21 protein-coding genes are annotated in these 23,534 nt (G+C 52.1%); 6 read left to right on the top strand and 15 right to left on the bottom strand.

The window, feature by feature from the left end; genetic code table 11:
• Window positions 1-144 precede the first annotated feature (144 nt).
• Both EI77_RS08920 and EI77_RS08915 read left to right on the top strand, forming a co-directional pair.
• The gene (locus tag EI77_RS08920; protein WP_133794814.1) at window positions 145-603 is read left to right on the top strand and encodes a hypothetical protein; all 459 of its coding nucleotides are present in this window, start codon (window positions 145-147) and stop codon (window positions 601-603) included.
• Between the two features lie 21 nt (window positions 604-624).
• Entirely contained in the window at window positions 625-1,554 is a 930-nt protein-coding gene (locus EI77_RS08915) for a glutathione S-transferase family protein (protein WP_133794812.1), read from the top strand.
• Window positions 1,555-1,574: 20 nt separating this feature from the next.
• Here EI77_RS08915 and EI77_RS08910 read toward each other — a convergent pair whose 3' ends face one another.
• From EI77_RS08910 to EI77_RS08900, 3 genes are all read right to left on the bottom strand, one after another.
• On the bottom strand, window positions 1,575-2,822 hold the full coding sequence (locus EI77_RS08910) for a hybrid sensor histidine kinase/response regulator (RefSeq protein ID WP_166647137.1): 1,248 nt from the start codon (window positions 2,820-2,822) through the stop codon (window positions 1,575-1,577).
• 209 nt (window positions 2,823-3,031) lie between these two features.
• Entirely contained in the window at window positions 3,032-4,744 is a 1,713-nt protein-coding gene (locus EI77_RS08905) for a 4-alpha-glucanotransferase (RefSeq protein WP_133794808.1), read from the bottom strand.
• 128 nt (window positions 4,745-4,872) lie between these two features.
• Complete coding sequence (locus EI77_RS08900) at window positions 4,873-5,409, bottom strand: DUF4142 domain-containing protein (RefSeq protein WP_133794806.1); 537 nt, start codon at window positions 5,407-5,409, stop codon at window positions 4,873-4,875.
• 158 nt (window positions 5,410-5,567) lie between these two features.
• Here EI77_RS08900 and EI77_RS08895 point away from each other — a divergent pair, with 158 nt between their 5' ends.
• Entirely contained in the window at window positions 5,568-5,756 is a 189-nt protein-coding gene (locus tag EI77_RS08895; RefSeq protein WP_133794804.1) for a hypothetical protein, read from the top strand.
• Between the two features lie 55 nt (window positions 5,757-5,811).
• Window positions 5,812-6,558 carry an endonuclease/exonuclease/phosphatase family protein gene (locus tag EI77_RS08890; RefSeq protein WP_133794802.1) on the top strand — a complete coding sequence of 249 codons (747 nt, stop codon included), beginning with the start codon at window positions 5,812-5,814 and terminating at the stop codon, window positions 6,556-6,558.
• On the opposite strand, the gene EI77_RS08885 is transcribed toward EI77_RS08890, so the two are convergent.
• A complete protein-coding gene (locus EI77_RS08885) occupies window positions 6,559-7,905 on the bottom strand; it encodes a phospholipase D-like domain-containing protein (protein WP_133794800.1) in 1,347 nt (448 codons plus the stop codon).
• Between the two features lie 185 nt (window positions 7,906-8,090).
• Here EI77_RS08885 and EI77_RS08880 point away from each other — a divergent pair, with 185 nt between their 5' ends.
• Window positions 8,091-9,749: an ABC1 kinase family protein gene (locus EI77_RS08880; RefSeq protein ID WP_133794798.1), complete on the top strand. Its 1,659-nt coding sequence runs from the start codon at window positions 8,091-8,093 to the stop codon at window positions 9,747-9,749.
• A gap of 11 nt (window positions 9,750-9,760) precedes the next feature.
• On the opposite strand, the gene EI77_RS08875 is transcribed toward EI77_RS08880, so the two are convergent.
• The 5 genes from EI77_RS08875 to EI77_RS08855 form a co-directional block, all read right to left on the bottom strand.
• Complete coding sequence (locus tag EI77_RS08875; protein ID WP_208300306.1) at window positions 9,761-10,873, bottom strand: DNA topoisomerase IB; 1,113 nt, start codon at window positions 10,871-10,873, stop codon at window positions 9,761-9,763.
• The gene (locus EI77_RS08870; protein ID WP_133794796.1) at window positions 10,848-11,720 is read right to left on the bottom strand and encodes an SDR family oxidoreductase; all 873 of its coding nucleotides are present in this window, start codon (window positions 11,718-11,720) and stop codon (window positions 10,848-10,850) included. Before EI77_RS08870 ends, EI77_RS08875 begins: the two co-directional genes overlap by 26 nt.
• Before the next feature lie 71 nt (window positions 11,721-11,791).
• Window positions 11,792-12,214 carry a PGPGW domain-containing protein gene (locus EI77_RS08865; RefSeq protein ID WP_133794794.1) on the bottom strand — a complete coding sequence of 141 codons (423 nt, stop codon included), beginning with the start codon at window positions 12,212-12,214 and terminating at the stop codon, window positions 11,792-11,794.
• A gap of 27 nt (window positions 12,215-12,241) precedes the next feature.
• Entirely contained in the window at window positions 12,242-12,688 is a 447-nt protein-coding gene (locus EI77_RS08860) for a response regulator (RefSeq protein WP_279586903.1), read from the bottom strand.
• Between the two features lie 99 nt (window positions 12,689-12,787).
• Window positions 12,788-13,375: a type 1 glutamine amidotransferase domain-containing protein gene (locus EI77_RS08855; RefSeq protein WP_133794790.1), complete on the bottom strand. Its 588-nt coding sequence runs from the start codon at window positions 13,373-13,375 to the stop codon at window positions 12,788-12,790.
• Window positions 13,376-13,520: 145 nt separating this feature from the next.
• On the opposite strand from EI77_RS08855, the gene EI77_RS08850 reads away from it, so the two are divergent.
• A complete protein-coding gene (locus EI77_RS08850; RefSeq protein WP_133794788.1) occupies window positions 13,521-13,667 on the top strand; it encodes a DUF3309 family protein in 147 nt (48 codons plus the stop codon).
• Between the two features lie 58 nt (window positions 13,668-13,725).
• Here the strand turns inward: EI77_RS08850 and EI77_RS08845 are convergent, their stop codons facing one another.
• From EI77_RS08845 to treS, 6 genes are all read right to left on the bottom strand, one after another.
• A complete protein-coding gene (locus EI77_RS08845; RefSeq protein WP_133794786.1) occupies window positions 13,726-13,944 on the bottom strand; it encodes a hypothetical protein in 219 nt (72 codons plus the stop codon).
• Between the two features lie 25 nt (window positions 13,945-13,969).
• Window positions 13,970-14,506 (bottom strand): lipocalin family protein, encoded by a 537-nt coding sequence (locus EI77_RS08840; RefSeq protein WP_133794784.1) that lies wholly within the window; start codon window positions 14,504-14,506, stop codon window positions 13,970-13,972.
• A gap of 20 nt (window positions 14,507-14,526) precedes the next feature.
• Window positions 14,527-15,324, bottom strand: a complete 798-nt coding sequence (locus EI77_RS08835; RefSeq protein ID WP_133794782.1) for an SDR family oxidoreductase — start codon at window positions 15,322-15,324, stop codon at window positions 14,527-14,529.
• Between the two features lie 92 nt (window positions 15,325-15,416).
• Window positions 15,417-18,227, bottom strand: a complete 2,811-nt coding sequence (gene treY, locus EI77_RS08830; RefSeq protein ID WP_133794780.1) for a malto-oligosyltrehalose synthase — start codon at window positions 18,225-18,227, stop codon at window positions 15,417-15,419.
• 20 nt (window positions 18,228-18,247) lie between these two features.
• The gene (treZ, locus tag EI77_RS08825) at window positions 18,248-20,242 is read right to left on the bottom strand and encodes a malto-oligosyltrehalose trehalohydrolase (protein ID WP_133794777.1); all 1,995 of its coding nucleotides are present in this window, start codon (window positions 20,240-20,242) and stop codon (window positions 18,248-18,250) included.
• 69 nt (window positions 20,243-20,311) lie between these two features.
• Window positions 20,312-23,530: a maltose alpha-D-glucosyltransferase gene (treS, locus tag EI77_RS08820; protein WP_133794775.1), complete on the bottom strand. Its 3,219-nt coding sequence runs from the start codon at window positions 23,528-23,530 to the stop codon at window positions 20,312-20,314.
• Window positions 23,531-23,534 lie beyond the last annotated feature (4 nt).

The raw sequence follows: 23,534 nt of genomic DNA, 5'->3' as shown, positions 1-23,534 counted from the left end.
GCATGGTATGACGATTTGCATGGGCCAAAGCATTGCAGCTTGCGAAAACCGTATCGTTTGGAGCCGCCAAGCTGGCCGTGACGAATTTCAGCAAGCGCGGCCACGTTGAGCCGCACGAATCCTTTCAAATCACTTTTCACTATTATGAACATCATCAATCTGGCAACCATGGATCGTCTGCGGGAAGCGGAACAACTGGCCGAGAAACTCGCGGGGCGAGGCATCAAAACCCGCGTTCATGACGAAAGTGATATGCAGCGCTTTCTGTTCCTCACAAAACCACTCGGGCATTTCATTCTTCAGGTGGATGAGGCCGCTTACTCCCAGGCGGTATCCATCATTCAAGATCTACAGGATGAAAATGACCCCATTTGCAATCATATCTTTAGCTGCCCTGAATGCAGCTCCCTTGCGGTGGAATACCCCCAGTTTACCCGCAAGTTTCTCATCACGCCTCTCTTGATCGAGTGGGCAAGCGATCTGGGGCTTTTCAAAAAGAAGTTTTACTGCCGGAAATGCCACGCCACCTGGCTGCCAGCACCGGCTTCTGCTACCCCTAAGATCAGCCATTCACAAGATATCCTTGTAGCTCCTCCAGACTGAACACCTTAACATTGAATTGCGATGGCCCAGTTCCCTAACGAACAAAGTAATGATGGCGAATTCACCCGCCAGGAAGATGCATTCCGTCAATGGATCACCCCTGATGGTGTGACTGGATTTCCCCCTGAGAAGCGGCGTTACCATCTGTATGTATCGCTGGCCTGTCCATGGGCTCATCGCACCTTGATTGTGCGGCATCTTTTGGGACTCGAGGAGACTGTCAGCGTGACTGTTGCAGATCCCGTAAGAGATGAGCGGGGCTGGGCTTTTCATGAAGGCGATGGACATTCGCGAGATGAGGTCAACGGCTTTGAATTCTTATCGGAGGCCTATCACGCAACTGATCCTCAATTCAAAGGCCGGATCACAGTGCCGGTGTTGTGGGATCGCGAAAGAAAACTGATCGTCAACAACTCGGAGGACGATATTTGCCGAATGTTTGTCCACGGGTTCGAGACTTGCCATACTCGCCGCTGCAACCTGTTCCCGACTGAGCATGCAGAAGAGCAGAAAGCTTTGAGTGCCTTCATTTACGAGAAGGTCAACAACGGCGTTTACAAAGCTGGGTTTGCAACCTCGCAAGCGGTGTATAAACAGGCGGTGCGGGAGCTTTTTATAGCACTCGATGAATTGGAATCACGTCTAGCCAACCGGAACGAGCCTTACCTCATGGGGAAAGAGGCCGTGGAATCAGACTGGCGGATGTTTTGTACTCTGATCCGTTTCGATGCCGTTTATCATGGGCACTTCAAGTGCAACATCCGGCAGATCAAAGACTATCCCCAGCTTTCGCGGTATCTTCGGCGATTATACCACCAGCCCGGCATTTCCGAGACGGTCAATATGGACCATATCAAGCGCCATTATTACATGACGCATGAAGATATCAATCCGTCCAAAATTGTCCCCTCAGGACCGGATTTAAGCTGGCTGGAAGTGCCAGTCGAATAAGAAGACGAATAAAGGTCTAACTAACTGCCAGCGACCTTTTTACGCCCATTTGCTGAAGCTTTGCGTGGTTTTACAGCGGGGGCTGCTTTGAGCTGGGCCAATTCATCGGCCGCAGGAAATTCCACAGTCACACATCCACCGCCGTCGGCCCGCACACGGTTGCCAATAGTTAGTGTGGCATGAATACGGTCAGCGATTCGTTTGGCAGCGGCGAGACCGACTCCGAGGGCGGCCGATGGCGGCTCGGTGCCAGGGCGCATGTAGGGCTGAAATTTACGGCGCAGATAGTCGTCAGAAAAACCTGGACCCTCATCCTCCACGCGCAGAACGATGCGCTGATTTTCCTCAAAAATACGGACTTCGATACGTCCCGTCTGGGGAGTAAAGTTAACCGCATTGGAGATGACGGCATCCACAATTTGGTGAATGGCAAAGGGCATCGCCACAGGAATGGAAATCGGGACAGAGGGAGCGAAAAGCACTAGTTCTACGAGTTTGCGCTTGGCCGTGACATACCACTTACCGGCCATGGATTTGAGATCATCTGTCGTCAGCCATCCTGAGGATGACTCAGCGGTAGCGCTGCCATCCGGCGACTGCTGATGCAGAAAGTCTTCAATGGAAGCAAGCATGCGCTCTGTGTCCCGCGTGGCCTCTTTGCTTAAGGCAATGCGCGTCTCTGGCAGGGTGGAATCTGAAAGGTCCTGGATCTTCGACAAAAACAGGAAGATGCGCTGCAAGGGTTTATGCCACTCATGAGCAATGATGTGAAGAGTGCGCTGACGCTCAGCGATCTCCTTTGTATGGCGCTTCTGGCTGCGGTAAAGATCCACATGGGTCCGCACGCGAGCCAGGAGTTCCGCCTTATTAAAAGGCTTGGGCACGTAATCAATGCCGCCTTTGGAGAAGGCGGTCATGATGGAACGATGCTCCGTATCCGCTGATAGGAAGACGATAGGAATATCGTGGGTAGCGGGATTTTCTTTGATCTGCTCACAGACCTGAAATCCGTCCATTTCCGGCATCACCACATCCAAAAGAATGAGATCTGGACGACGAACAGCAATGCTTTTTAGCGCTTCACTACCACTCTCCGCTGTCGTCACCTGATAACCATCAAAGGTAAGTACTTTTTTGACTATTTGCAGGTTTCTAGCTTGATCATCCACCACGAGCACCAGAGCTGGCTCTGAGAAGGATGAAGATTTAGTTGGGAAAGACTGCTCTTTCCCGGCGCCAGGTTCGGATGGATTTGGAGGATTTTTCACGATCTCTTTCGCCGAGTTTTTAGGAGCGTTTAAGCCGGAATGCTGATTTGTTTTTAACATAAGTGGCAGCCATTTTCAAGCGTTGGAGGTGACAGGTCCGTGTTAAACATTCTACTTTTTGAAATATCGTTTATTGCATGATGCGCGGATGTATCGGCATGTATCGAAGGCGAGTTTAATTCGGAGGTTCGAATAAAGTCATGGCGATCTCAATCTGGGGCACGCCCAGATTGCAACACCCATTGGACAGCTTCCTTAATGCGCGCCCCATAAACTGGATGGCTGCACAGTCCGTCCCAGGGCAATTCCAGGCGCTCACACCAGGTCATGCTTCCATAACTGCCAGGCAGATTAAAGCGCTGTGCAGTGCCGATAAGATCCGTGCACATGAGAACAGCCAGCAGGCAGGGCGTCTCAAACAAGGATTTTTGCAAAGCGGAAAGCAGCTCGCTGGTGAGCGTATCAGGCGGGGAACCTGACCAACCGGCAAAGGCCAGAAGGTTGCGAAGGTCTCCAGACATTTCAGACATATCCTTTCCCATCCCCTCATGAAGGCGGGCATAGACTGCTGCCAGCGGTGCGTGGTCATGGTTCCCATAGGAGACGAGACTGAGAGGACGGAAATTTTCCTGATGAAGAAGATGCCCTTCGTCATCCTTCTCCAAAAGTGGGAAAGTTAAATTTGGCATCTGGAGGTCTTCCAATGCCTGTCTCATGTAGTCTGGCATCATTCCCATCAGCTCGGCCATCAGTCCCATTTCGCCAGCAGCCTCCTGCATGATGGAGATAAGTTCACGGCCTTGCAGGTCATTCATCTGCGCCGTGGTCTCCTCATCATCTGGCCCAGGGACAAAACGGGGCAAGCGACCATTGGTTTTGAGAAAGGCCTCCTCTTCACTCAAGGTGGCAAATTCGGCATGCTGAGGACCGCCCTGCCATGGAAACATGTAGGCGCGGAAATAGCCTCTTAGATGGTCGAGCCGACAGATATGAAAGTACTTTGCTTCAGAACTCATTCGCCCTCGGAGCCAGGCGAATTTCTCTGAGCGATGGTTTTCCCAACGGTAGGGCGGCAACCCCCAATTTTGTCCCCAGCGCTCGGAGTCTTTATTGGTATCAAAATAAGACACCGGCCGTGTACCCATGCTCCATTCTGTATCGAAAAGCTCAGGTCGGCTCCAGACATCCGCACTGCTTTTGGAGACACCGAATGACATTTCCCCCATCAGCTTGATACTCTGGGCTTCAGCATGCGTCCGCACCTGCAGCCACTGCCGATGGGCTACCCATTGAACGAATGCAAAAGCACGTCTGAGTGAAGCTAGGCGCGCATTGTCGGCATGGGCTGCAAACCAAGACTCTGCCAAAGCTAGGCTATGATGCTCCGGCCGCCACTGCTCCCAATGAGTGTTGCCTTCATATTCATGAACGAGCACGCGAAAAAGTGTATAGGCCGGTAGCCACTGATCCTCCTGATCTTGAAATGCTTTGAAGTCTTCAGCCAAAGCAGTAAAGTCATCCATCTGCTCTTCAAAGGACTTGGCAGCATCCATCAAGATTTGCAATTTCAAGGCATGGACAGACAGGTGTTTTACAGGTCCTTCCCTGAGCTGGATGAGCCAGGATTCTGTAGCATGCCGCTTGATGATTTCCTCACTCAATCCTGGCACCCAATCAGGATGCAGGGTCAGGAGGGCAGGTGAAAGAGCCCTAGAACTGATGGGATTGTAAGGGCTGTGGTCTCCAACCGTTTCGTGTATAGGCAGCAACTGAAGGACGGCGAATTGATTGGCAGCACAGAAGTCAATGGTTTCGATGACTGCTTGGGTGTCACCGATGCCCATGTCATCCGTGCGGCGCATGGCAAAAACCGGCACCAGTAGGCCAGCGAGTTTTTTGGGCAGAGGAGGTGGTGGAGGCATAACAAAAAATCGAATAACGAGCTAGAGAGGCTGAAACAACCCTGGCGGTGAGAGCAGGCCTAAAGGTCCGTCATCACCGCCAGGGCATTCTAAAGGCAGATCAAACTGCGGTCAGAAGATGTGGATGGTTACTTTTTAATGGCTGCCTGAATTTCGCTCAGATGAGCGCGGAGAGTTGGCAGCATTTTAGCAGCCCATGCTTTGACTTCTGCATCGGCAGAGTCTTTAGCAGCCTCTTCAAAGAGGTCGATAGAGGCCTCATGGTCGTCTTCGAGCTGGGCAAGAAAGGCTTTATCAAAGGCCTCGCCTGAATTCGTGTTTTCGAGTTCCTTCATGGTCTCCGTATCATTCGGATCCGTGACGGCCGAGATCATCACGCCTTTGGTTTTGGCCAGCGTGGCAAGCTCGGTATTGGCTGCACCATGATCAGTCACCAGCTTTTCAGCCAGTGCCCGCACATCTTCACGAGAAGATTTTTTGACACCCAGAGCGGCAATTTGGACTTCGCCCATGCCGTGTTGAGAAGCGGCCTTCACGAACGCTTCATCGCCAGTGTTCAGAGTGCTTTTTGGATCTGCAGCATGAATTTGTGTAGTCACAAGGGAAAGGCCTGCGAAAGCACAGACCAGAGCAGCTCCCAGGGTTTTAATCGAATAGGATTTCATAGGATATCGGATGGTTAGTGTTGGCAGTCTGGGCACAGAAAGAGCCTCGGCTGCTCATGTGATTCGCCGCCGTAACAGGACATGGATGTATTGAAGTGCCTCTTAAAACGAGCAGGACCGAAGGCCGTCGCACATGCGTATCTGTATCCACAGACATTATGAAAAAACATCTTCCATCTACGAGCCAGGATCAGGACTCTCAATTGGGTGGCACTGATCAGATTGAACAGATGGCCGCTGACTTGGCCAACAAGGAAAATCATTCCAAGGTCACCGATGAAGACCGCAAAGAGGCTCTCGAACAAATGCAAGAGATGTCCCCTCCAGCTAAAACTTCACAAAGATAAATGCATCACCCTCACTACAGACCAGCGAGAAACTGTCAGACCCAAGTTGTCATTCATGAGCATCACATCAACCCTCCGTGTGATGACCTACAATGTGCATGGCTGTGTAGGTACGGATGCGCGTCTGGATGAAGGCCGCATCGCGGAGGTCATCGCCTCATTTAACCCTGATGTGGTAGCGCTACAGGAACTGGATGTAGAAAGGGCACGAAGCGGTGGAATAGATCAGGTGCGGCTACTGGCGGATCATCTGAAAATGGACTTCCAGTTCCATCCCACCCTGAGTCACTTTTCCGAACACTACGGGGATGCCATTCTGAGCAAGCTCCCCATGAGTCTGGTCAAAAAAGGTATATTGCCAACGACAAGCTCACGACTGGCATTTGAACCCCGTGGGGCGCTGTTGGTAAGACTGGACGTGAAGGGTGAAGAAGTCTTTCTGCTCAATACTCACCTCGGACTGGCGTGGGACGAGCGCCTAGCCCAGACCCAGGCACTTCTGGGGCCTGAGTGGATGGGGGAACCTGCAGGCCAAGCTCGATTCATCTTATGTGGAGACCTCAATGCACTGCCAGGTTCCCAGGTCTATCGCGCATTCACCCGATTGTTGCATGACGTGCAGCCCTGGACACTGCAACGTTGGCCACGGGCAACCTTTCCCTCACGCTGGCCGCTTGCGCGCCTGGACTACATATTTATCAATGACAGGCTGGTCGTTGAGCACGTGGAGGTGCCCAGTGACAAACAAATACGTACGGCATCCGACCACTTGCCACTCATCGCCGACCTGGCGCTAGCCTAACTACATTTGCGAACGCATGATACCGCCCACATGACCGAGAAGCTTTTCCTGAAGGGGACGGTTTCGCCATGTCGCCCAGGTGATTTCGACGGACTGCGCTTTGTCGTATTCGAACACCTCAAGATGCTCCCTCGCAAAGTCAGTGCCGAGGATGTTTAAATTAGCTTCTTCATTCAAGCATAAAGAGCGGTCATCCAAATTGCAGGAACCGACCGAGACCCAATGCTCATCCACAATGAAATATTTACTGTGCAGCAAGGCGGGCTGAAACTCATAGAAACGCACCCCTTCCCTCAGCAGCCCGCCCCAGCGAGCACGCCCGACAAACCGAACGAGCCGCTGATCAATACGCTTGCTAGGAGCGATGATCTCTATACTCACTCCTCGCTGGCGGGCTTTTTTCAAAAGCTTCAGCACCAGCATGTCAGGAACAAAGTATGGATTGACGATGCGGATGGAATGTCTGGCAGCGGCGATGGAAAGCAGAAACATCAAACGCGCACTGTCTGCGCCTTCGCTGACAGAGCTTTTCAGCATCTGACAAGTTTTGTCCCCACAAGGGAATAGCTCAGGGAAGTAGAGGTCGCCATGCAAGACCTGGGCGCGGGTCTGCATCCAGTTATCCATAAATGCCTGCTGCATCTGGGAAACCACAGGTCCTTCCACTTCATATTGGGTGTCTCGCCAATGATCGGCTTTATCTCCATTGCCATCCCATTGATCGGAGATTCCGGCACCACCTGTGAAACCGATACGCCCATCCACAATCAGGAGCTTCCGATGAGTGCGATGGTTAAAATGCGCCAGATTAAATCGTCTGAAAATCTCCAATTCCACGCCGCAATCGGCCATGCGCTGAACGAATTCACTGTCGATGCAATCGCATCCCATCGCATCCTGGAGGAAGTGAACTTTAACTCCCCGTTGTGCGGCTTCGCAAAGCGCATCCGCAAAAGCCTTGGAGATTTTTCCTTTGATGAAAACAAAGCTTTCCAAAGTGACACTGTGCTTTGCCTTGCGTATGGCATCCAACATGCGCGGAAAAAACTCGGCCCCGTTTTCAAGAATGGTGACCTTGTTTCCACCAACCAGAGGCGGCCCCATCAAGTGGCTCATCACCCGTTCAAAAGCGGGATCCATCACACCGTAATCCGTGTCTATATCGTGAGTAATTCGCTTCTCCGTTTCGAGGAAGTTTTTGCTAAAAATGATGGCTGCCCCACCGCTTAAAAGAGCAGTGGCTGCAAATTTCATCCATCCATAGCGGGAATGATTTTCGTCATTCCGACCGACGTGAGCCAAGCTTTTGGCCCAGGTTTTAGCCTTTGGCTTGAGCAGTGGAAACATAGAAAATACAGGTCAACACGGGTTATTGGGGCAAGAGTAGGGTAATTGAACTTTCAGAAAGTTAATCCACGGCAACTTCTCACTCCAAATCGGATCAGACGGCCGCGATGCGTCTAACTAAAAAATGGAGGAAGTCGATTGCAGAATGCACGCGGTGAGGAGGCGCATTTCGATTTCACTTTTGTATGACTCTCTCCCTCAATCCCGAGCATCTTAAACGCTACAAGCAAGTCGTCGGTCTGCTGATTAAATATGGGCATGGCGATCTGGTCAAAAACGCTCCAATCGTGGATGATCCATTGGAATTTGCTCCACCGCCGCCGGTCCCGCCAGGCGCCAAAGAATTGGCTAAAGATCTGGAAGCGCTGGGTCCAACTTTCATCAAACTGGGGCAGCTTTTATCCACGCGCTCAGACTTCATACCCCCAGCCTACATGGAGGGTCTGAGTATGCTGCAAGATCACATCAAGCCCTTCCCCTATGAGAAGGTTGAAGCCATCGTGGGAGTCGAGATCGGAGCGAGAATTTCGAAAGCCTTCAAGTCGTTCGACGAGACTCCGATGGCGGCTGCCTCACTGGGGCAAGTTCATTATGCTGTGCTGCGCAGCGGGCAGGAGGTGGCGGTGAAAGTTCAGAGACCGGATGTGCGTGAGCATGTGGCCACGGATCTGGCCGCGCTGTCGGAAATTGCGGAGTTTCTGGATAAGCATACCGACATGGGCCGTCGGTTTGAGTTTACCAAGATCGTCAATGAGCTGCGCAAGGCCTTATTGCGTGAGTTGGACTATCGCCTCGAAGCCCAGACGATGCGCATGATGAGGACCAAATTAGCCGAATTCACCCGCCTCGTCATCCCAGCCCCGATTGATGATTATTCCAGCGGGCGTGTGCTAACGATGGAGTATGTGGATGGCTCCAAAGTGACCAAACTGCATCCCCTGACCCGGCTTGAAATCGATGGCGCGGGTTTGGCGGAAGAGGTTTTCAAATCTTACCTCCACCAGATATTGGTCATGGGCGTTTTCCATGCTGATCCGCATCCTGGCAATGTGTTTTTGACTGTGGACAACCGTGTTGCATTGCTGGATTTCGGTATGGTGGCCCGCATCGGACCGGAGATGCAGGATCAACTTCTGAAACTGCTTATCGCCATCAGTGATGGGCAGAGCGACCGGGCAGCGGCAGTGGCCCAAAGCATGGGCACGGAAAGGGATGGTTTTGATGAAGTCACCTTCCGCCGTGAAATTGCAGAGATCATCAGCCAGCAGCAGGGTGCAACGGTGCAGGATATGCAGGTGGGAAAAATCGTCATGCGAGTGACTCAGGTAGCGGCAAACACAGGCCTGAGCATGCCGGAGGAACTGACGATGCTAGGCAAGACCTTGCTCAATCTGGATCTCGTGGGTCGAACTCTGGATCCCGACTTTGACCCCAATGAATCCATCCGCCGCAATGCGGGTAAACTGATGCAGGAAAAGACCATGAAAAGTCTTTCCCCTGGCAACCTGCTCAATTCCCTTTTGGATGCCAAGGAACTGTTTGAGAAATTGCCAGGAAGGTTGAATCAATTCCTGGAGGTGGTCGCCTCTAATAAATTGAAAATCCATTTGGATACCATTGATGAAAAAGTGGTGATGACTGGTCTCCAAAAAGTGGCCAATCGCATCACCCTGGGCTTGATCCTTGCCTCCATGATTATGGGAGCTTCTCTACTGATGCGAATCGATACGAGCTTCCGCATTTTTGGTTATCCTGGGTTTGCCATGGTCTTGTTTTTGCTGGCCACAGGTGGCGGCCTCACACTGGCATGGCAGATCATGCGCAGTGATTTGAGGCCGAAATAAACCGGTTACACTCAGGTTTTTCCTGAGGCTGACAGACGGCGGCGGTTATCCTTTAGCCGCCGCTGTAGCAGCACAAGCACTGAAGCCTCCTCAGGCTTCAGTGCGGAGAGTGATTTATCAATTTTTACAGCCACTTTTTTGGTCAGCGTGGCAATGGTAAGCCCCTCAAAATAGGAATCCAAAATGGTGGGGTGCACATAGCATTTTCTACACACCGAAGGAGTATTTCCCAGCATTCTGGCCACTGACTCGACAGCCACAATCACGTTCTTCTTGGCCTGAGCCTGGGATGCGACGTCTTCAAACTCACGCAAGGCAATGGCCGCCAGCACGGTCCCTGCCCAGGTGCGGTAATCCTTTGCCGTGAAATCGCTGCCCGTGATAGCGCGCAAATACTCATTTACATCTTGGGAACCGATGTCGTGTAACTTTCCCTCAGCGTCTTCATAGGCAAAGAGTTCCTGCCCTGGCATATGCTGACAACGTTTGACGATACGCGCCATTTCCCGGTCTTTCAGGCGAATACCATGCACCTTTCCGCTCTTTCCCCTGAAGTTGAAAAGGATGTTATCCCCTGAGATTTTGACATGCTTATTGTGTAGAGTGGTGAGACCGTAAGAGCGGTTCGTGCGTGCATATTCATCGTTTCCCACACGGATCAAAGTGGTCTCCAGAAGCTTGAGCACAGCCGCCAATACTTTTTCACGTGGCATCCCTGGTTTTTTCAAATCACGCCGGACAGTGCGGCGAATCTTTGGAAGGGCTCTTGCAAAGGCCACCATGTGTTGAAATTTATTTCCGTCGCGGTATTCACGCCAGAGTGGATGGTAGCGGTATTGCTTGCGCTTGCGCGCGTCCCGTCCGGTGGCCTGCAGATGCCCTTTATCTGATGGACAGATCCAAACATCCGTCCAAGCAGGGGGAATGGCCAATGACCTGATCCTGGAAAGCACCGCCGCATCCGTGATGCGAGCCCCTGCGGCAGATGAGTAGATGAATTCTTTTCCCGCAAGGTGCCGGGTAATGCCGGGGCGGTGATCAGAAGCATAGGATAATCCTGCTTCCTTTGCATGCTCCTTCTCGGCAAGGGGCCTTGGACTAACCATTGATGATTTCGCCGCCATTGGGATGCAATACTTGACCGGTGATGTAGGAAGCCTCGGCAGAAGCGAGGAAAACATAACAAGGGGCAATCTCATTTGGCTGACCCGCCCGTCCTAAGGGGACATCGGACCCGAAAGTCTCGACTTTTTCTTTTGGAAACGAGGCAGGGATGAGCGGTGTCCAAACTGGCCCTGGAGCGACGGCATTGACACGTATTCCACGCTTGATGACCGAATGAGCCAACGCCCTGGTAAACGAAACAATTGCCCCTTTGGTGGAAGAGTAATCGATCAGTGATGCGCTGCCTCGATAGGCCGTCACGGACGTCGTATTGATAATGGAACTGCCGCTTTTTAAGTGAGGCAGAGCCGCTTTGGTGAGAAAGAAATAGGAAAAGATATTGGTCCGAAATGTTCTTTCCAATTGAACAGCTGTGATTTCCTCCAAGGAGTCCTGCGGATGCTGCTCGGCAGCGTTGTTAATGACAATGTCCAGCCTACCCCACTGACGAATGACTTTAGCGATTGCACGTTGGCAGAAGGATTCACGGCCAATGTCACCCGATAGAGAGAATGCATCGGAACCAGCTTCTTTGACCAAACGCACGGTTTCCTCGGCATCCTTGCGTTCATTCAGATAAAGGATAGCGGTCTTAGCTCCCTGTTCAGCAAATGCCAGTGCAACTGCACGTCCAATGCCGCTGTCCCCACCTGAAATAACGACCACTTGCCCAGCGAGTTTCGGCTGATGGACAGTCTGTAAGACTCTCGATTCCGGCTGGGGATCCATGCGATGTTCCAGGCCTGGCTGCTGCGCCTGCTTTTGCCTGGGACGTAGAGCTTTTTTCTTTTGTTGTAGCTGGGGCATGAGTGAAAAGATGGTTATCCAATCATCGTCCCATTCAAGACATCTGGCTGTGTGGCCTCAGCAGAGAAAGCTTAGCGTAACCATTCGTAAATGACACCCGCCATTGCCAGTATTAAAAGGCAGCCGAGCACCCAACACAGTGTGCGCTGGTAAGACTGCAAATGGCCCCACCATTTAGCCAAGACATGGACAGCTTCCCGTAGCATCACTTCTCCCCTGTCCAGCCAGGAAGCCATAAAACTGAACTCCCCAGCAATCAGAGCTAGGCCCAGTGCGACGCCAAGAAGGCCAGGCCCTGGAAGTGCCAGGAATACCACGCCCGCAATGACCAGACCCAATCCCAATCCTACATAGAGAAAACGCTTCCCATATCCACTCCCGGATCGCTCCTCCTGCCGCCGTTCATAAAAGTCTTTGAAACGGTGGCCTGGGGCGCTTGACTTGAAATCCTGCCAATAGGATTTCAATGTGGAGTGACTGGCCTGCGAATTCATTAGAGTTTATGAATGAGTCGAATCGGCTCAGCCTGAAGTCAGGTTGAGCGCTGGTTTAAAATAAGTTTCTCCACTCAGAACCGTTTCCAAGGCGTCCATGAGTTCGGCAGGCGAAGAATCTTTGACTAAATATCCGCGCGCGCCGCAATCGACCGCCTGTTGCACATAGGATTTTTCTTCGTGCGCGGAGACCATCAAAATGGGGATGGTGGGATATTTTTGAAGGACCTCGCGCACGAGATCATAACCAGTGCCGTCTGGCAGAGTCACGTCCATAATAATGACATCCGGGGCCTCATCCCTTTCAACATGGAGACGGGCCTCCCCGATGGTGGAAGCGCTCCAAGCCATCAGGAGTTCAGGACAGTCATCGACCAAACTGCGATAGACAGCACGCATGATGGAATGATCATCCACGACGGCTATGCGAATGCTAGCGGCCGGTGCTGTGTGGGCGGAATTAAAGAGTGGCATCTGAGACATTCGGTTTTTGTAGAAGAAGTGCGTTTATGAATGAAGGAAAAAAACCTTGGAGCAGCGCAATAAGCTGCCTCTTTACGGAGGAGTGAAGCATCAATCTTCAAGTGGAGGCTGTGCTCCAACGCCCAGAGGTATGTCTGCCCCTTGACTGAATACCTCGATCATTTTGCTATTGAAGGCCGGTATGTCATCGGGCTGACGGCTGGTGACCAGTTTCATGTCCACAACGACTTCTTCATCCACCCATTCACCGCCGGCATTGCGGATATCGGTCTGGATAGCAGGCCACGAAGTCAGGCGTCGGCCTTCTACCAGGCCCGCTTCAATGAGAATCCAGGGACCATGACAGATAGCGGCGATAGGTTTTCCTTGGAGACCGAATTCCCGCACAAAAGAGACTGCCGCCGGCAATGAGCGAAGCGTGTCAGGATTAGCCAGTCCACCAGGTAAAAGCAAAGCGTCAAAGTCTTCGGGGTCTGCAAGATCCAACCGGAGGTCGGTATCAAATAGATCTCCTTTTTCATCGTGATGCATGCCCTGGATCTCACCTGCCGCAGGGGATATGATGGTGACCTTGGCCCCTGCCAGTTCCAGAGCGCGAAGTGGCAGTTCCAATTCGGACTGTTCAAAGCCATCGGTTACCAGGATGGCGACGTGTCTGGAATCTAGGGGCAGTTTCATAAGCAAAGTTACATCGCTATCTGCCGATAAATTGGCCGGGTAGTTTTCTCCTGATGGCAACGTCATCATTTGTCTGGGGTATCTGTATCACCTACAGCCAAAGGTATGCGTGCATACGATACCTTTAGTAACCCAATTAAATACCATGAATAACATCCTGCTTATACTGCTGATTTTGCTACTCATTGGCGCTCTGCCAGCCTGGCCATATAGTTCTGGCTGGGGATACTATCCCAGCGGCGGACTTGGCCTTATCCTGATTATTCTTGTCATCGTGGCCCTGACCCGGTGATGAAATAAAAACACGGTGGCAGATGGCTGCCACCGTGGAACTTATCATCAGTTATCGCTTACGCTGTTATCTCTTGGGGATCATCAATACCTTCATCCCCTTGTTGAGTGTCTTCTTTGTCAGAGTTGGATAAGCCGCCTGAGTCAACCTCACGGGTCACACGTTTAGGGACGGGAACATCAATAAATGTATCGTCCTCACGGACTGGCATTTCTTCAACATCCACCTCATTGGGAGTCGGTTGTTCAGGTTGTGGGTCGTTAGATGTAGTGATCATAAATGGTGAGTTTTAAAGTGACAATCTATCTTTGATGAAGCAGACGTTTGGTATCAAAGCCAAGCCGTGCGGCCTCAGATTCATAAGCAGAGCGTCGTGTGGGGCTGATCTGCGGAGTGCGTGAAAGCAACCAAAGGTACTTTCTGTCTGGAGTGCCTACGAGAGCCGTTGAGTAATCGGGAGCCACACGGATGATCCAGTAATTGCCCTCTTTTGAGACTGGCACCAATGAGGCGAGACCTTCGAACGTCACTCTCAAGCGGCTATTTTTCCCATCCGAGATCGCTGTCGCTGTACCAGAAACTTTCTTCTGGGTGCCGTCAGGACGTATCTCTGTATTCAGGACTTTAACAGTTCCGTCTGGCTGCATGGTATAAAGTGCTTCCGCCCTCGAATCATCCCGCTGGAATTGATTGGGCAGCCGGAAAATTTCATACCACTGCCCCATATAGCGTTGGATATCCACCTTCGCCGCCGTGGGCAGCGTTTTTGTGTCTTTTGTGCTGGAGCAACTCATCAGCACCACCGAAACAGCGGCGATAAAAAATGAATAAATTTTCATAACTTTATGTTAGGCTCAATTTAGCCTTGGAGAAGTGACTGGCCGCCATCAATAAAGATTTCCGTTCCTGTAATATGGCTCGATGCATCGGAGGCTAAAAACCAGACTAGTTGCGCCACTTCCCCGGCAGTGCCAGCTTCTCCTTGATTTAAAGGAACGGTTCCGTCTGGAAAATCCACAGTCAATTGTTTGCCTGACTGAGGTCGCACGTCTGTAGAGTCATCAATCTCCGTTTCAATCGCGCCAGGGCATATCACATTGATGCGGATACGTTCTGGAGCCCATTCGAGAGCCAGCATTTTCACAAGAGCCACCTGCCCTGCTTTCGAGCAGGCGTAAACGGAAGCACCGGTATTGCTAAACATGCGGGTGCCATTGACTGATGCGGTGACAATAACTGAGCCGCCGTGTTTTTTCAGATGCGGAAAGCTATGCTTCAAAGTCAGAAATGTACCTTTGAGATTGGTATCGAGTGTCGCATCCCACTCTTCTTCCTTAATGTCTGCCAAAGGAGCCCAGACTCCATTGATACCCGCATTGGCCAGCACGATGTCTAGTCTGCCCCAGTGATGAATAGCTGTTTCGACAGCTTTCTCCACCTCCTTGCTCTGGCTAACATCGGCACAGATTGAAACAGCCTTTCCACCGTGGTGGCGTATTTCTTCCTCCACTTCCTGCAGCTTTTCTAAAGTGGTACCTACAAGGACCACTGACGCGCCAGCATGGGCCAAAATTTTGGCAGAGGCTTTGCCGATACCTGAACCTGCCCCGGTTACGAGGGCGACCTTATCTTGCAGAGATTGAGGGGGGATGTGCATGCAATATGAGCCATGGCCAGAGAAGGTTTAGTCTGGCGGGCGATAACAATTCGCACGACAGGCTGCCTATGGATGTAAAAGCCTCTCAATGCCTAATGTGGCGATTCCTTCGTGATGAAAACACCGACTGGAAACACTTTCAGTAGCTGAGACATCGGCATGGAGGGACAGGATGCCAGCCATCCACCCGTGAAGACATTAAAGAGATCCGGCAATCCTTCCCACTCAACCGAGGTATCTTGCCAACAATCCCCCACAGGAGGAGTGCCGACCTGGGAGATGAGTCTGGGAACCACAACAACAAGATCCCCGCGGCGATACGCGATGACATTTCTAGCGTAGATGCCGCTCGTCTTTAGCGGATCATAACAGCCAGAGGCAAATAGGGAAAAATGCTGCTGCCTGAGATGAAGAAGCTTCTGGGTGATGAAAAGCTTGATGCGACCATCACGCCACTGGCTCAACATTTCCTCAGGAGTGGGGAAACTTTCTTCGAGCATGGACTTCCGTAAGTTAAAGTCCACTGGACGACGGTTGTCTGGATCGACAAGGCTGAAGTCCCATAATTCCTGGCCTTGATAGACATCCGGTACGCCAGGAGAAGTGAGCTTTAACACGAGTTGCGTGAGAGCATTGAAGGCCCCGAGCTCTGCAACACGTTCGCTCAAAGGCAGAAAGCTGGTTTCAAAGGAGTTGTTTTTTGCCGGGGTCAGGATGCGCTCCACAAAAACGCTCACTGCATTGTCCCACTCTAAATTTGGCTCGATCCAACTGCTATTGATCTTGGCCTCATGCAATGATTTGACCATGTAGTGGCAGATGCGGCCGATGTATTCCTGGCGCTCTTCCTCGGACATTGGATACAGGGGCCAGCTTCCTAGCAAGGTTTGATACAGGAAGTATTCTTCATTCAAATCAGGAGCGGCGGAATCCTCCATTTTTTTGGCGAACTTCCGGTTAGCACGGTGCCAGGTCCGCACTGCCCGCGCCCATTCACGGGGCATTTCAGAGAGGGCGGCGATGCGTGCACGGACGTCCTCACTTCGTTTCGTGTCATGTGTGGAGGTGGCTAGCATGCAATGCGGATGCTTCTCCCCACGCATTTTATTTTGCTGATGAAACCTCTCCACATCACTGCCGAAGTGACCGGGCTCTCCTCCTACTTCATTGAGGGCAACCAATCGTGTATAAGCATAAAAAGCAGTGTCCTCCACTCCTTTCGCCGTAATGGCACCTGTGCATTGCTGAAGCTTCAAGACAAACAACCGGCGGGCATTTTCATCCACCGGATGGGGGTTATCCGCAGGGGGCAAAAGCACATCACGAATGAACTCAAAAACGGTGCGCTCCAGTTCCGCATTTTTCCTTCGGGCCATGGCGATCGCACGAAGAATAATGCGGTGATCTTCATGGCTGATCTCCCCCTCGGGCGTGATGTATGTGCGATAAACCTGAAAGCAGGCAATGATTTCACGCAAAGCAGTACCCAAAGCCTCCAAGGTGAAATCACGATACCAGCGGTTGGTCTCAGCAATGCGGCTGAGCTGGTGAGCCAAAACATTCACCTCGCTGGCCATTGCGGCACGCATGACTAGCAGTTTTCCACGATAGGCAAACTCAGAGTATGGCAATGCCATGCCTGTGAAGCGACGATATGTTTGGGTAAACTGCGCTTCAGCATCGCTATCGATCAGCACGTCGATGACTTGGGTGGCAAACTCATAGCCCGTAGTGCCATGGACAGGCCAGTCTTCACGAAGATTTTCATCACGCCCGAGAATCTTCTCCACCAGTAGATAAAGAGGTTTGGACTCTGGATTCACCTCATGTGCATTGGCATGGCATTCCTGCAGGAGTGTCAGATAACGATGAGGATCCCGTAGCCCATCGATGTGATCAATCCGCAGTCCAGTGACTACATCCGACTTGAGGAGCTCTCCCACAAGTTGATGCGTGGCTGCAAACACCTCAGGCAAATGCATCTGCAAAGCCACCAGAGTATTGACGTCAAAAAAACGGCGGTAATTGATTTCCTCAGCAGCAACTCGCCATGAGGCCAGACGATAATGCTGGGCACTGATGAGAGCATCCAGAGGATCAAAGTTTTTGTGCTCGCCGCCGGTGTTAAAATCTTCCAATGCGGTTGCAATTGCTGCTGTGACCTCCGGGTGTTCCTCACAGAGTCTCATCATGCGAGTGCGTATCACCTCTTTCTCCCGCACCAGCTCAGCCATGCGTCCCCCAAGCGCTTCCTGCGTGTAAGGCAGATGTTCAATGGCAAACATGATGCTTTCCAGTTCCACTGGAACGTCAGCTTCCTCCAAATGAAGTTTCGATACCACACGCTCCAGCACCGGAAGGAGGCTGTGCACAGCCAACGGTAAATAACGGTCTTCATAGCGCAGGCAAAAGCTTCCCTGATCATATTCGATGAAGAGTTTCCCCCCCTCAAGTGTGCGGCCATACTGCTCCCCTAAAATCGGAAGAAGCACCTTGGACTCCAGCTCTCTTTTTAATGGCTTCCAGTCGATGTCAAAGTAGCTGGCATAGCAGGAAGAAGGACCGTTCTCCAGCACATCCATCCACCATAGATTGCTGCCCTCTGTGATACCCATGTGGTTAGGCACAAAGTCGAGGATCAGTTTTAGACCATACTTCCTCATCTCCTCCGTCAGCGAATCGAAGTCGTCACGATTACCCAATTCAGGATTGAGTTCGTTATGATCACAAATGTCATAACCATGAAGACTGCCTTGGCTGGCCCTAAAGATGGGGGACGCATAGATATGGGTGATGCCCAGATCTCGAAGATATGGCACGATGTTCTGCGCATCGGCAAACCGGAAACCTTGGTGAAACTGAAGGCGGCAAGTAGCTGTAGGAATGGAGGGAAAAGGGCTCATGAAAATAATTCTTTAAAAGATCAGAAGCCGGGTGGCGACCGTAGCAAAAGGGTTTCAGCACCACCGAAGACATACGTGGAATCCTTGCCAGACAGAGAACAACCAGCACCACCAAAGGCCACATCGTTACTGGATATCAGAAACTCCCATGGGCTGCCTTGCTGCATCCAAGGCAGATGCTCCAGATCCAGTTGGACTAAATCTTCTTCGGGCCACAAATGAAATAGCAGCAGATAACTTGTCCCCCAGTCGTCATATCGAATGTAGGCGACGCCGCGCTGCATTGCCCCGACATCCCATCCTTGCCTGGTCTGCGGGCGGAAAGCAGCCTGGGATTTGCGAAGCAGCAAACACTGGCGGTATAGCTCCAGCACTCCGGCATGTGCAGGCAACAAGGTTTCATTCCAGTCCAGTTTTGAGCGTAAAAAGGTTTCTACGCTTTGGGGATCCGGTATGTCATTGAGTGTCGCTGGATCGTTGAATTCAGGGAAGGCTGAAAACTCCCGCCTTCTCCCATCTGTCACGAGCTGGCCGAGTCCAGGATGATGGTCCGTAAAAAAAAGGAAGGGCGTCGAAGCCGCCCATTCCTGTCCCATAAAGAACATCGGAGTATAGGGAGACAGGCAAAGCAGCATCGAAATAGCACGGTATGAATCCAGGGATATGCTGGCACTCACACGCTCGCCAAAGGCACGGTTTCCTGACTGATCGTGATTGGAGATACAATGAATGAGGCTCGATGGCGCCACGTGACTAACCTCAGTCCCGCGAGCTACGCGCCCCGGCGCAAGTATCTGCCCTCTAAAGCGCCAGCCGTGTTTTAATGTATCCACCGTTTCTTCCAGAGAACCGCTGAAGTTTTGCAGATAGGCATACTGTTCCCGCGTCTGCCCGACACGAACTGAATGATGAAAATCATCCGCCCAGACAGCATCCAATCCGTAACCTCCTTTATCCTCCGGCTCGATGAGACGGGCTGAATTGCGTTCATCCTCGGCGATGACGTATCCACCTAACGAGTGGATGCGGGCAGCGATTTCCGTCAGGATATGCCGCTTCGAAGTATCGTTCATGGCATGGGTGGCATCAAGGCGAAAACCGTCCATGTGAAACTCATGCATCCAATACAGGGGATTGCTGGCAAAGTATTCCCGCACCGCCGCCGAACCGACACCATCAAAATTGAATGACATGCCCCAGGGGGTAGGCCGCTCCGGATCAAAATAGGCCGGTGAAAAAGCTGCGAGGCTGGAGCCATCTGGGCCTACGTGATTATAGACCACATCCAAAATCACCGCGATGCCGTGGGCATGGGCCGCATCCACCAGGGCACGCAAGTCATCTGGGGTGCCATAGGCATTGGCCGGTGCATAGATGAATACGCCATCATACCCCCAGTTACGTTTGCCGGCAAAATCTGCCAGCGGCATGATTTCAATGGCATTGATGCCAAGTTTCTGGAGGTCAGCCAACTTGGCAATCGCGGAAAGAAAAGACCCCTCCTGCGTGAAAGTTCCCACATGCAATTCGTAGAGCACGAGATCCCGAAAGGCCGGCCTTTCCCAGGTCTGGTCTTTCCATGAATACGTTGCTGGATCCACCACTTGTGAGTATCCATGCACACCTGCTGGCTGGAATCGGGATGCGGGATCGGGTTGCAAACTGCCATCGGCCAACTTGCAGGCATATCGATCTCCGGCTTGCCCCTCTCCATCGGTCACATGGTGGTATCCCTTCCCGTCTGGCAGCATCGGAAGAATTCGAGCATCCCCAGAAGCCGTTTCTATATGCAGCTCCAGTCCCAGCTGCGCAGGAGCCCAGACTCGGTACTCCACACCGGCGGCGGATACGTTCGCTCCAAAAGGAAGCTGCCAAGTTTGAAGATTCGAGATCTCTTCCACGGGAAGAATCGAACCTTCAAGCAATGTTTGTTGGGCCAGATTGCGAATTCGTTCGCGGTGCCCTGAAGGAAGTTCCCAAGGCAAGGGGGTGGAAGCAGGCTGAGGCGGAAGCATAGAAGTATCCTTTTAGCCTTGATGAAGTTCTCAACACAGAGGGTGAGGAGTCACAAAATGCATCATCCCTCAACCCTGTTGATAAGGAGCCAAGATCTTTTCCACAGCCTCCAAAGGTATGGGCAAAAGATGTGGCCGGTAACTGAGTTCGTAGCCGATTTCGTAGATCGCCTTATCCAGCACGTGCAGATCCAGAAGCAGTTGCAGTGTTCCTAAATCATCTGGCACAAAGGCGCTGCCGCTGGCTGATTTGAAGTACGCATCCAGGTAAGCCTGGGTCACGATCTGAGTCCAGTCCCGTGCCCAGGGTAACAGCCACTCCCGGTCCTCTGGACTGGCTTTTTCCAAAGCGGCAGAAGCAGCGTAATCGAAAGAGCGCACCATGCCGGCCACATCCCGCAAGGCAGGGCGTCGGAGTCGGCGCTCACTTAAAGACAAGCGTGGCTCACCTTCGAAATCGATGACCACAAAGTCGTGTCCTGTATTCAAAACCTGCCCAAGATGGAAATCACCATGAATGCGGATGAGGCTGGACCTGACAGTGACATGCAGCAACTTTTCATACACTTTGAGCACATCGTCTTTACGAGCGAGAACGGATTCTGCCCGTTGTCTCACAACGTCTGGCAGTCCAGGCAACTGGCGCCTGAGTTCACGAAATACACGCGAGACATTGGCGCGCATGCCCTGATACAATGAACGGCTGTAGTAAACGCTGAAAGGCAGCTCTTTAAAATCGGCATCATCCGTCCGGCGCGACAGGGCTGCATGCATGTCCGCTGTGATGCGCCCAAGCTGGGCAGCGCGTTCTGGATAAATAGCCCCCACCATCTGCTCCACCGGAGTATCAGGAGTGATGAGGCGCGCATCCAACACGCGGTCAAAGTAGCGGGCCAGAGCATCCAAGGTGTAGGTCCAGCCATCTCCCTGATGATGCGTATAACCGGCAAGCATGGCGATCACCCCTTCCCCATCGCGTCTGGCGGTGGATAGAGACAAGGTAGATATCAGTGCAGGCACATTGAATTCATGCTGAGTCAGATGGCGGGTCATCTCCACCTCCGGCTGAATGCCTGCTTCAAATTTGCGGAAAAACTTCAGCAGCCAGATGTCTCCATAGCTGATGGAAGTATTGGATTGCTCTCCCGTGAGGACACGAATGTTTGCAGATGCTTTTTTTACTTCATCAGGCGACAGTTCAGCCGTTGGCTCGAGCTTGGCGGCAAAAGGAGGATGAAGAGATACCTTGCCATCCGTCATATTATGAAAGAGGGCCGTTTGAAATTCTGGATGATGCAGGGCATCAAAGAGAACATGAGATTCCCCGGTACGGGCGATGCATTTCAGTGGCGCATCCAGGAGGGCCTGGGCGGCAGGCTGACCCTCCAGCCAGACGAGCGGTAACAAATAATGCTCCGGCAGACCTTCCAAAAAGGAAGTTTCAAGCAGGAATAGATGAACCTGGGTCTCCGGATAAATTACCGATTGAAGCATCTTCACTTCACGAAGAGTGCGGCCTTTGCCCCCGAACCAACGGCACTGCTGAAGATAGGCAGGCAGGACCCGGCTTTCGAGCGATTGTTGTAAAACCCGGCCCCACGCTGGTGCACATGGAAGTACAGGGGGATCCCATTGCACGACGCTATGACCATCTCCAGAACGCTGCAGTGAATACCACAGAAAGCCATGAGGTCCGACCGTGAAAGAGGTATGCCCTTGTTTCAGATCTGGCATTCTGCTACGCCCAAACATTTCCACCGGCGTCAATCCACCGAAGGCGCTGAGATCCAGTTCAACGTATTGAGTATAACGGGAAAGATTCGCCAGCACGAGCACGGTCTCATCTTCATACCGGCGGACAAATGCAATGATGCGAGCATTCTCTGGATGCAGAAATTCAAAGTCCCCCGAAGACAGAGCCTTGGACTGCCGACGTGTCTGCAACATGCGCCGCATCCAGCTCATCAGTGATGAGGCGCTGGCCCGCTGGACGTCCACATTGACGGTAGTGTAATGGTATTCCGCATCCGTGATGACGGGAAGGAAGAGCTGATGCACATGGCCTGTGGAAAAGCCAGCATTGCGATCAGAGTTCCACTGCATCGGAGTGCGCACGCCATTGCGGTCACCCAGATAAAAGTTATCCCCCATGCCGATTTCATCCCCATAATAAATGATGGGCGTTCCAGGCATGGAAAGCAGGAGCGAATTGATCAGCTCTATCTTTTTACGGTCATTGCCCAGGAGTGGTGCGAGCCGCCGACGGATGCCCAAATTGATCCGCGCACGTGTGTCCTCGGCATACACTCGATACATATAATCCCGCTCTTCATCCGTGACCATTTCCAGCGTCAGTTCATCATGGTTGCGCAGGAAGATGCCCCATTGGCAATTGGAGGGAATGGCAGGTGTCTGCTGAAGGATGTCCACCAGCGGGTAACGGTCCTCCATCTGGATGGTCATGAACAGCCGCGGCATCAGCGGGAAGTGAAAGTTCATATGACATTCATCCCCATCCCCAAAGTAAGCGGCGGAATCCTCCGGCCACATGTTGGCCTCTGCCAGCAGCATGCGGTTATCAAAATGCTCATCCACGTGCTTGCGCAACTTTTTCAAAAACGCATGCGTTTCCGGCAGGTTTTCGCCATTGGTGCCCTCGCGTTCATAGAGGTAAGGCACGGCATCCAGGCGCACGCCATCCACCCCCATGCTGAGCCAGAAGTCCACAACGCGCAGCAGTTCTTCATGCACCTTTGGATTATCGAAGTTCAAGTCCGGCTGGTGGGAATAAAAACGGTGCCAGAAATAGGCTTTAGCGACCGGATCCCAAGTCCAGTTGGACGGTTCGAAATCCTTGAAAATAATGCGTGCTTCCTGATAGAGCTCCGGAGTGTCACTCCAGACATAATAATCACGCTCTACAGAGCCTGGCAGTGCATGGCGGGCGCGCTGGAACCAGGCATTCTGGTCACTGGTGTGATTTAAGACCAGTTCTGTGATCACCTTCAACCCACGAGCATGAGCCTGCTCCAGGAACTCGCGGAAATCAGCCACGGTTCCATAACTTGGATTCACTGCATAGTAATCCTGAATGTCGTAACCGTCATCACGAAGCGGAGACACATAAAAGGGCAGCAGCCAAAGGGCAGTCACACCCAGCTCAGTGAAATGATCCAGCCTTTGGATGAGACCGCGAAAGTCGCCAATCCCGTCTCCATTGCTGTCCTGAAAGGAGCGCACATGCAGTTGATAAATCACTGCGTCTTTGTACCATAAGTCGTTGCTCATCTCT

The organism is Prosthecobacter fusiformis (assembly GCF_004364345.1).
Taxonomy (GTDB): domain Bacteria; phylum Verrucomicrobiota; class Verrucomicrobiia; order Verrucomicrobiales; family Verrucomicrobiaceae; genus Prosthecobacter; species Prosthecobacter fusiformis.
The sequence above is the reverse complement of the archived record's forward strand: the minus strand, read 5'-3'. Positions and strand labels throughout refer to the sequence as shown.

Excerpts from the sequence above, each read along its gene's own strand:
- EI77_RS08870 (WP_133794796.1), bottom strand. The coding sequence starts at position 11,720 with ATGCCCCAGCTACAACAAAAGAAAAAAGCTCTACGTCCCAGGCAAAAG.
- EI77_RS08900 (WP_133794806.1), bottom strand. The coding sequence starts at position 5,409 with ATGAAATCCTATTCGATTAAAACCCTGGGAGCTGCTCTGGTCTGTGCT.
- EI77_RS08915 (WP_133794812.1), top strand. The coding sequence starts at position 625 with ATGGCCCAGTTCCCTAACGAACAAAGTAATGATGGCGAATTCACCCGC.
- EI77_RS08880 (WP_133794798.1), top strand. The coding sequence starts at position 8,091 with ATGACTCTCTCCCTCAATCCCGAGCATCTTAAACGCTACAAGCAAGTC.
- treY (WP_133794780.1), bottom strand. The coding sequence starts at position 18,227 with ATGAGCCCTTTTCCCTCCATTCCTACAGCTACTTGCCGCCTTCAGTTT.
- EI77_RS08850 (WP_133794788.1), top strand. The coding sequence starts at position 13,521 with ATGAATAACATCCTGCTTATACTGCTGATTTTGCTACTCATTGGCGCT.
- EI77_RS08840 (WP_133794784.1), bottom strand. The coding sequence starts at position 14,506 with ATGAAAATTTATTCATTTTTTATCGCCGCTGTTTCGGTGGTGCTGATG.
- treS (WP_133794775.1), bottom strand. The coding sequence starts at position 23,530 with ATGAGCAACGACTTATGGTACAAAGACGCAGTGATTTATCAACTGCAT.
- EI77_RS08920 (WP_133794814.1), top strand. The coding sequence starts at position 145 with ATGAACATCATCAATCTGGCAACCATGGATCGTCTGCGGGAAGCGGAA.
- EI77_RS08845 (WP_133794786.1), bottom strand. The coding sequence starts at position 13,944 with ATGATCACTACATCTAACGACCCACAACCTGAACAACCGACTCCCAAT.
- EI77_RS08835 (WP_133794782.1), bottom strand. The coding sequence starts at position 15,324 with ATGCACATCCCCCCTCAATCTCTGCAAGATAAGGTCGCCCTCGTAACC.
- EI77_RS08855 (WP_133794790.1), bottom strand. The coding sequence starts at position 13,375 with ATGAAACTGCCCCTAGATTCCAGACACGTCGCCATCCTGGTAACCGAT.
- EI77_RS08865 (WP_133794794.1), bottom strand. The coding sequence starts at position 12,214 with ATGAATTCGCAGGCCAGTCACTCCACATTGAAATCCTATTGGCAGGAT.
- EI77_RS08905 (WP_133794808.1), bottom strand. The coding sequence starts at position 4,744 with ATGCCTCCACCACCTCCTCTGCCCAAAAAACTCGCTGGCCTACTGGTG.
- treZ (WP_133794777.1), bottom strand. The coding sequence starts at position 20,242 with ATGCTTCCGCCTCAGCCTGCTTCCACCCCCTTGCCTTGGGAACTTCCT.
- EI77_RS08860 (WP_279586903.1), bottom strand. The coding sequence starts at position 12,688 with ATGCCACTCTTTAATTCCGCCCACACAGCACCGGCCGCTAGCATTCGC.
- EI77_RS08885 (WP_133794800.1), bottom strand. The coding sequence starts at position 7,905 with ATGTTTCCACTGCTCAAGCCAAAGGCTAAAACCTGGGCCAAAAGCTTG.
- EI77_RS08875 (WP_208300306.1), bottom strand. The coding sequence starts at position 10,873 with ATGGCGGCGAAATCATCAATGGTTAGTCCAAGGCCCCTTGCCGAGAAG.
- EI77_RS08895 (WP_133794804.1), top strand. The coding sequence starts at position 5,568 with ATGAAAAAACATCTTCCATCTACGAGCCAGGATCAGGACTCTCAATTG.
- EI77_RS08890 (WP_133794802.1), top strand. The coding sequence starts at position 5,812 with ATGAGCATCACATCAACCCTCCGTGTGATGACCTACAATGTGCATGGC.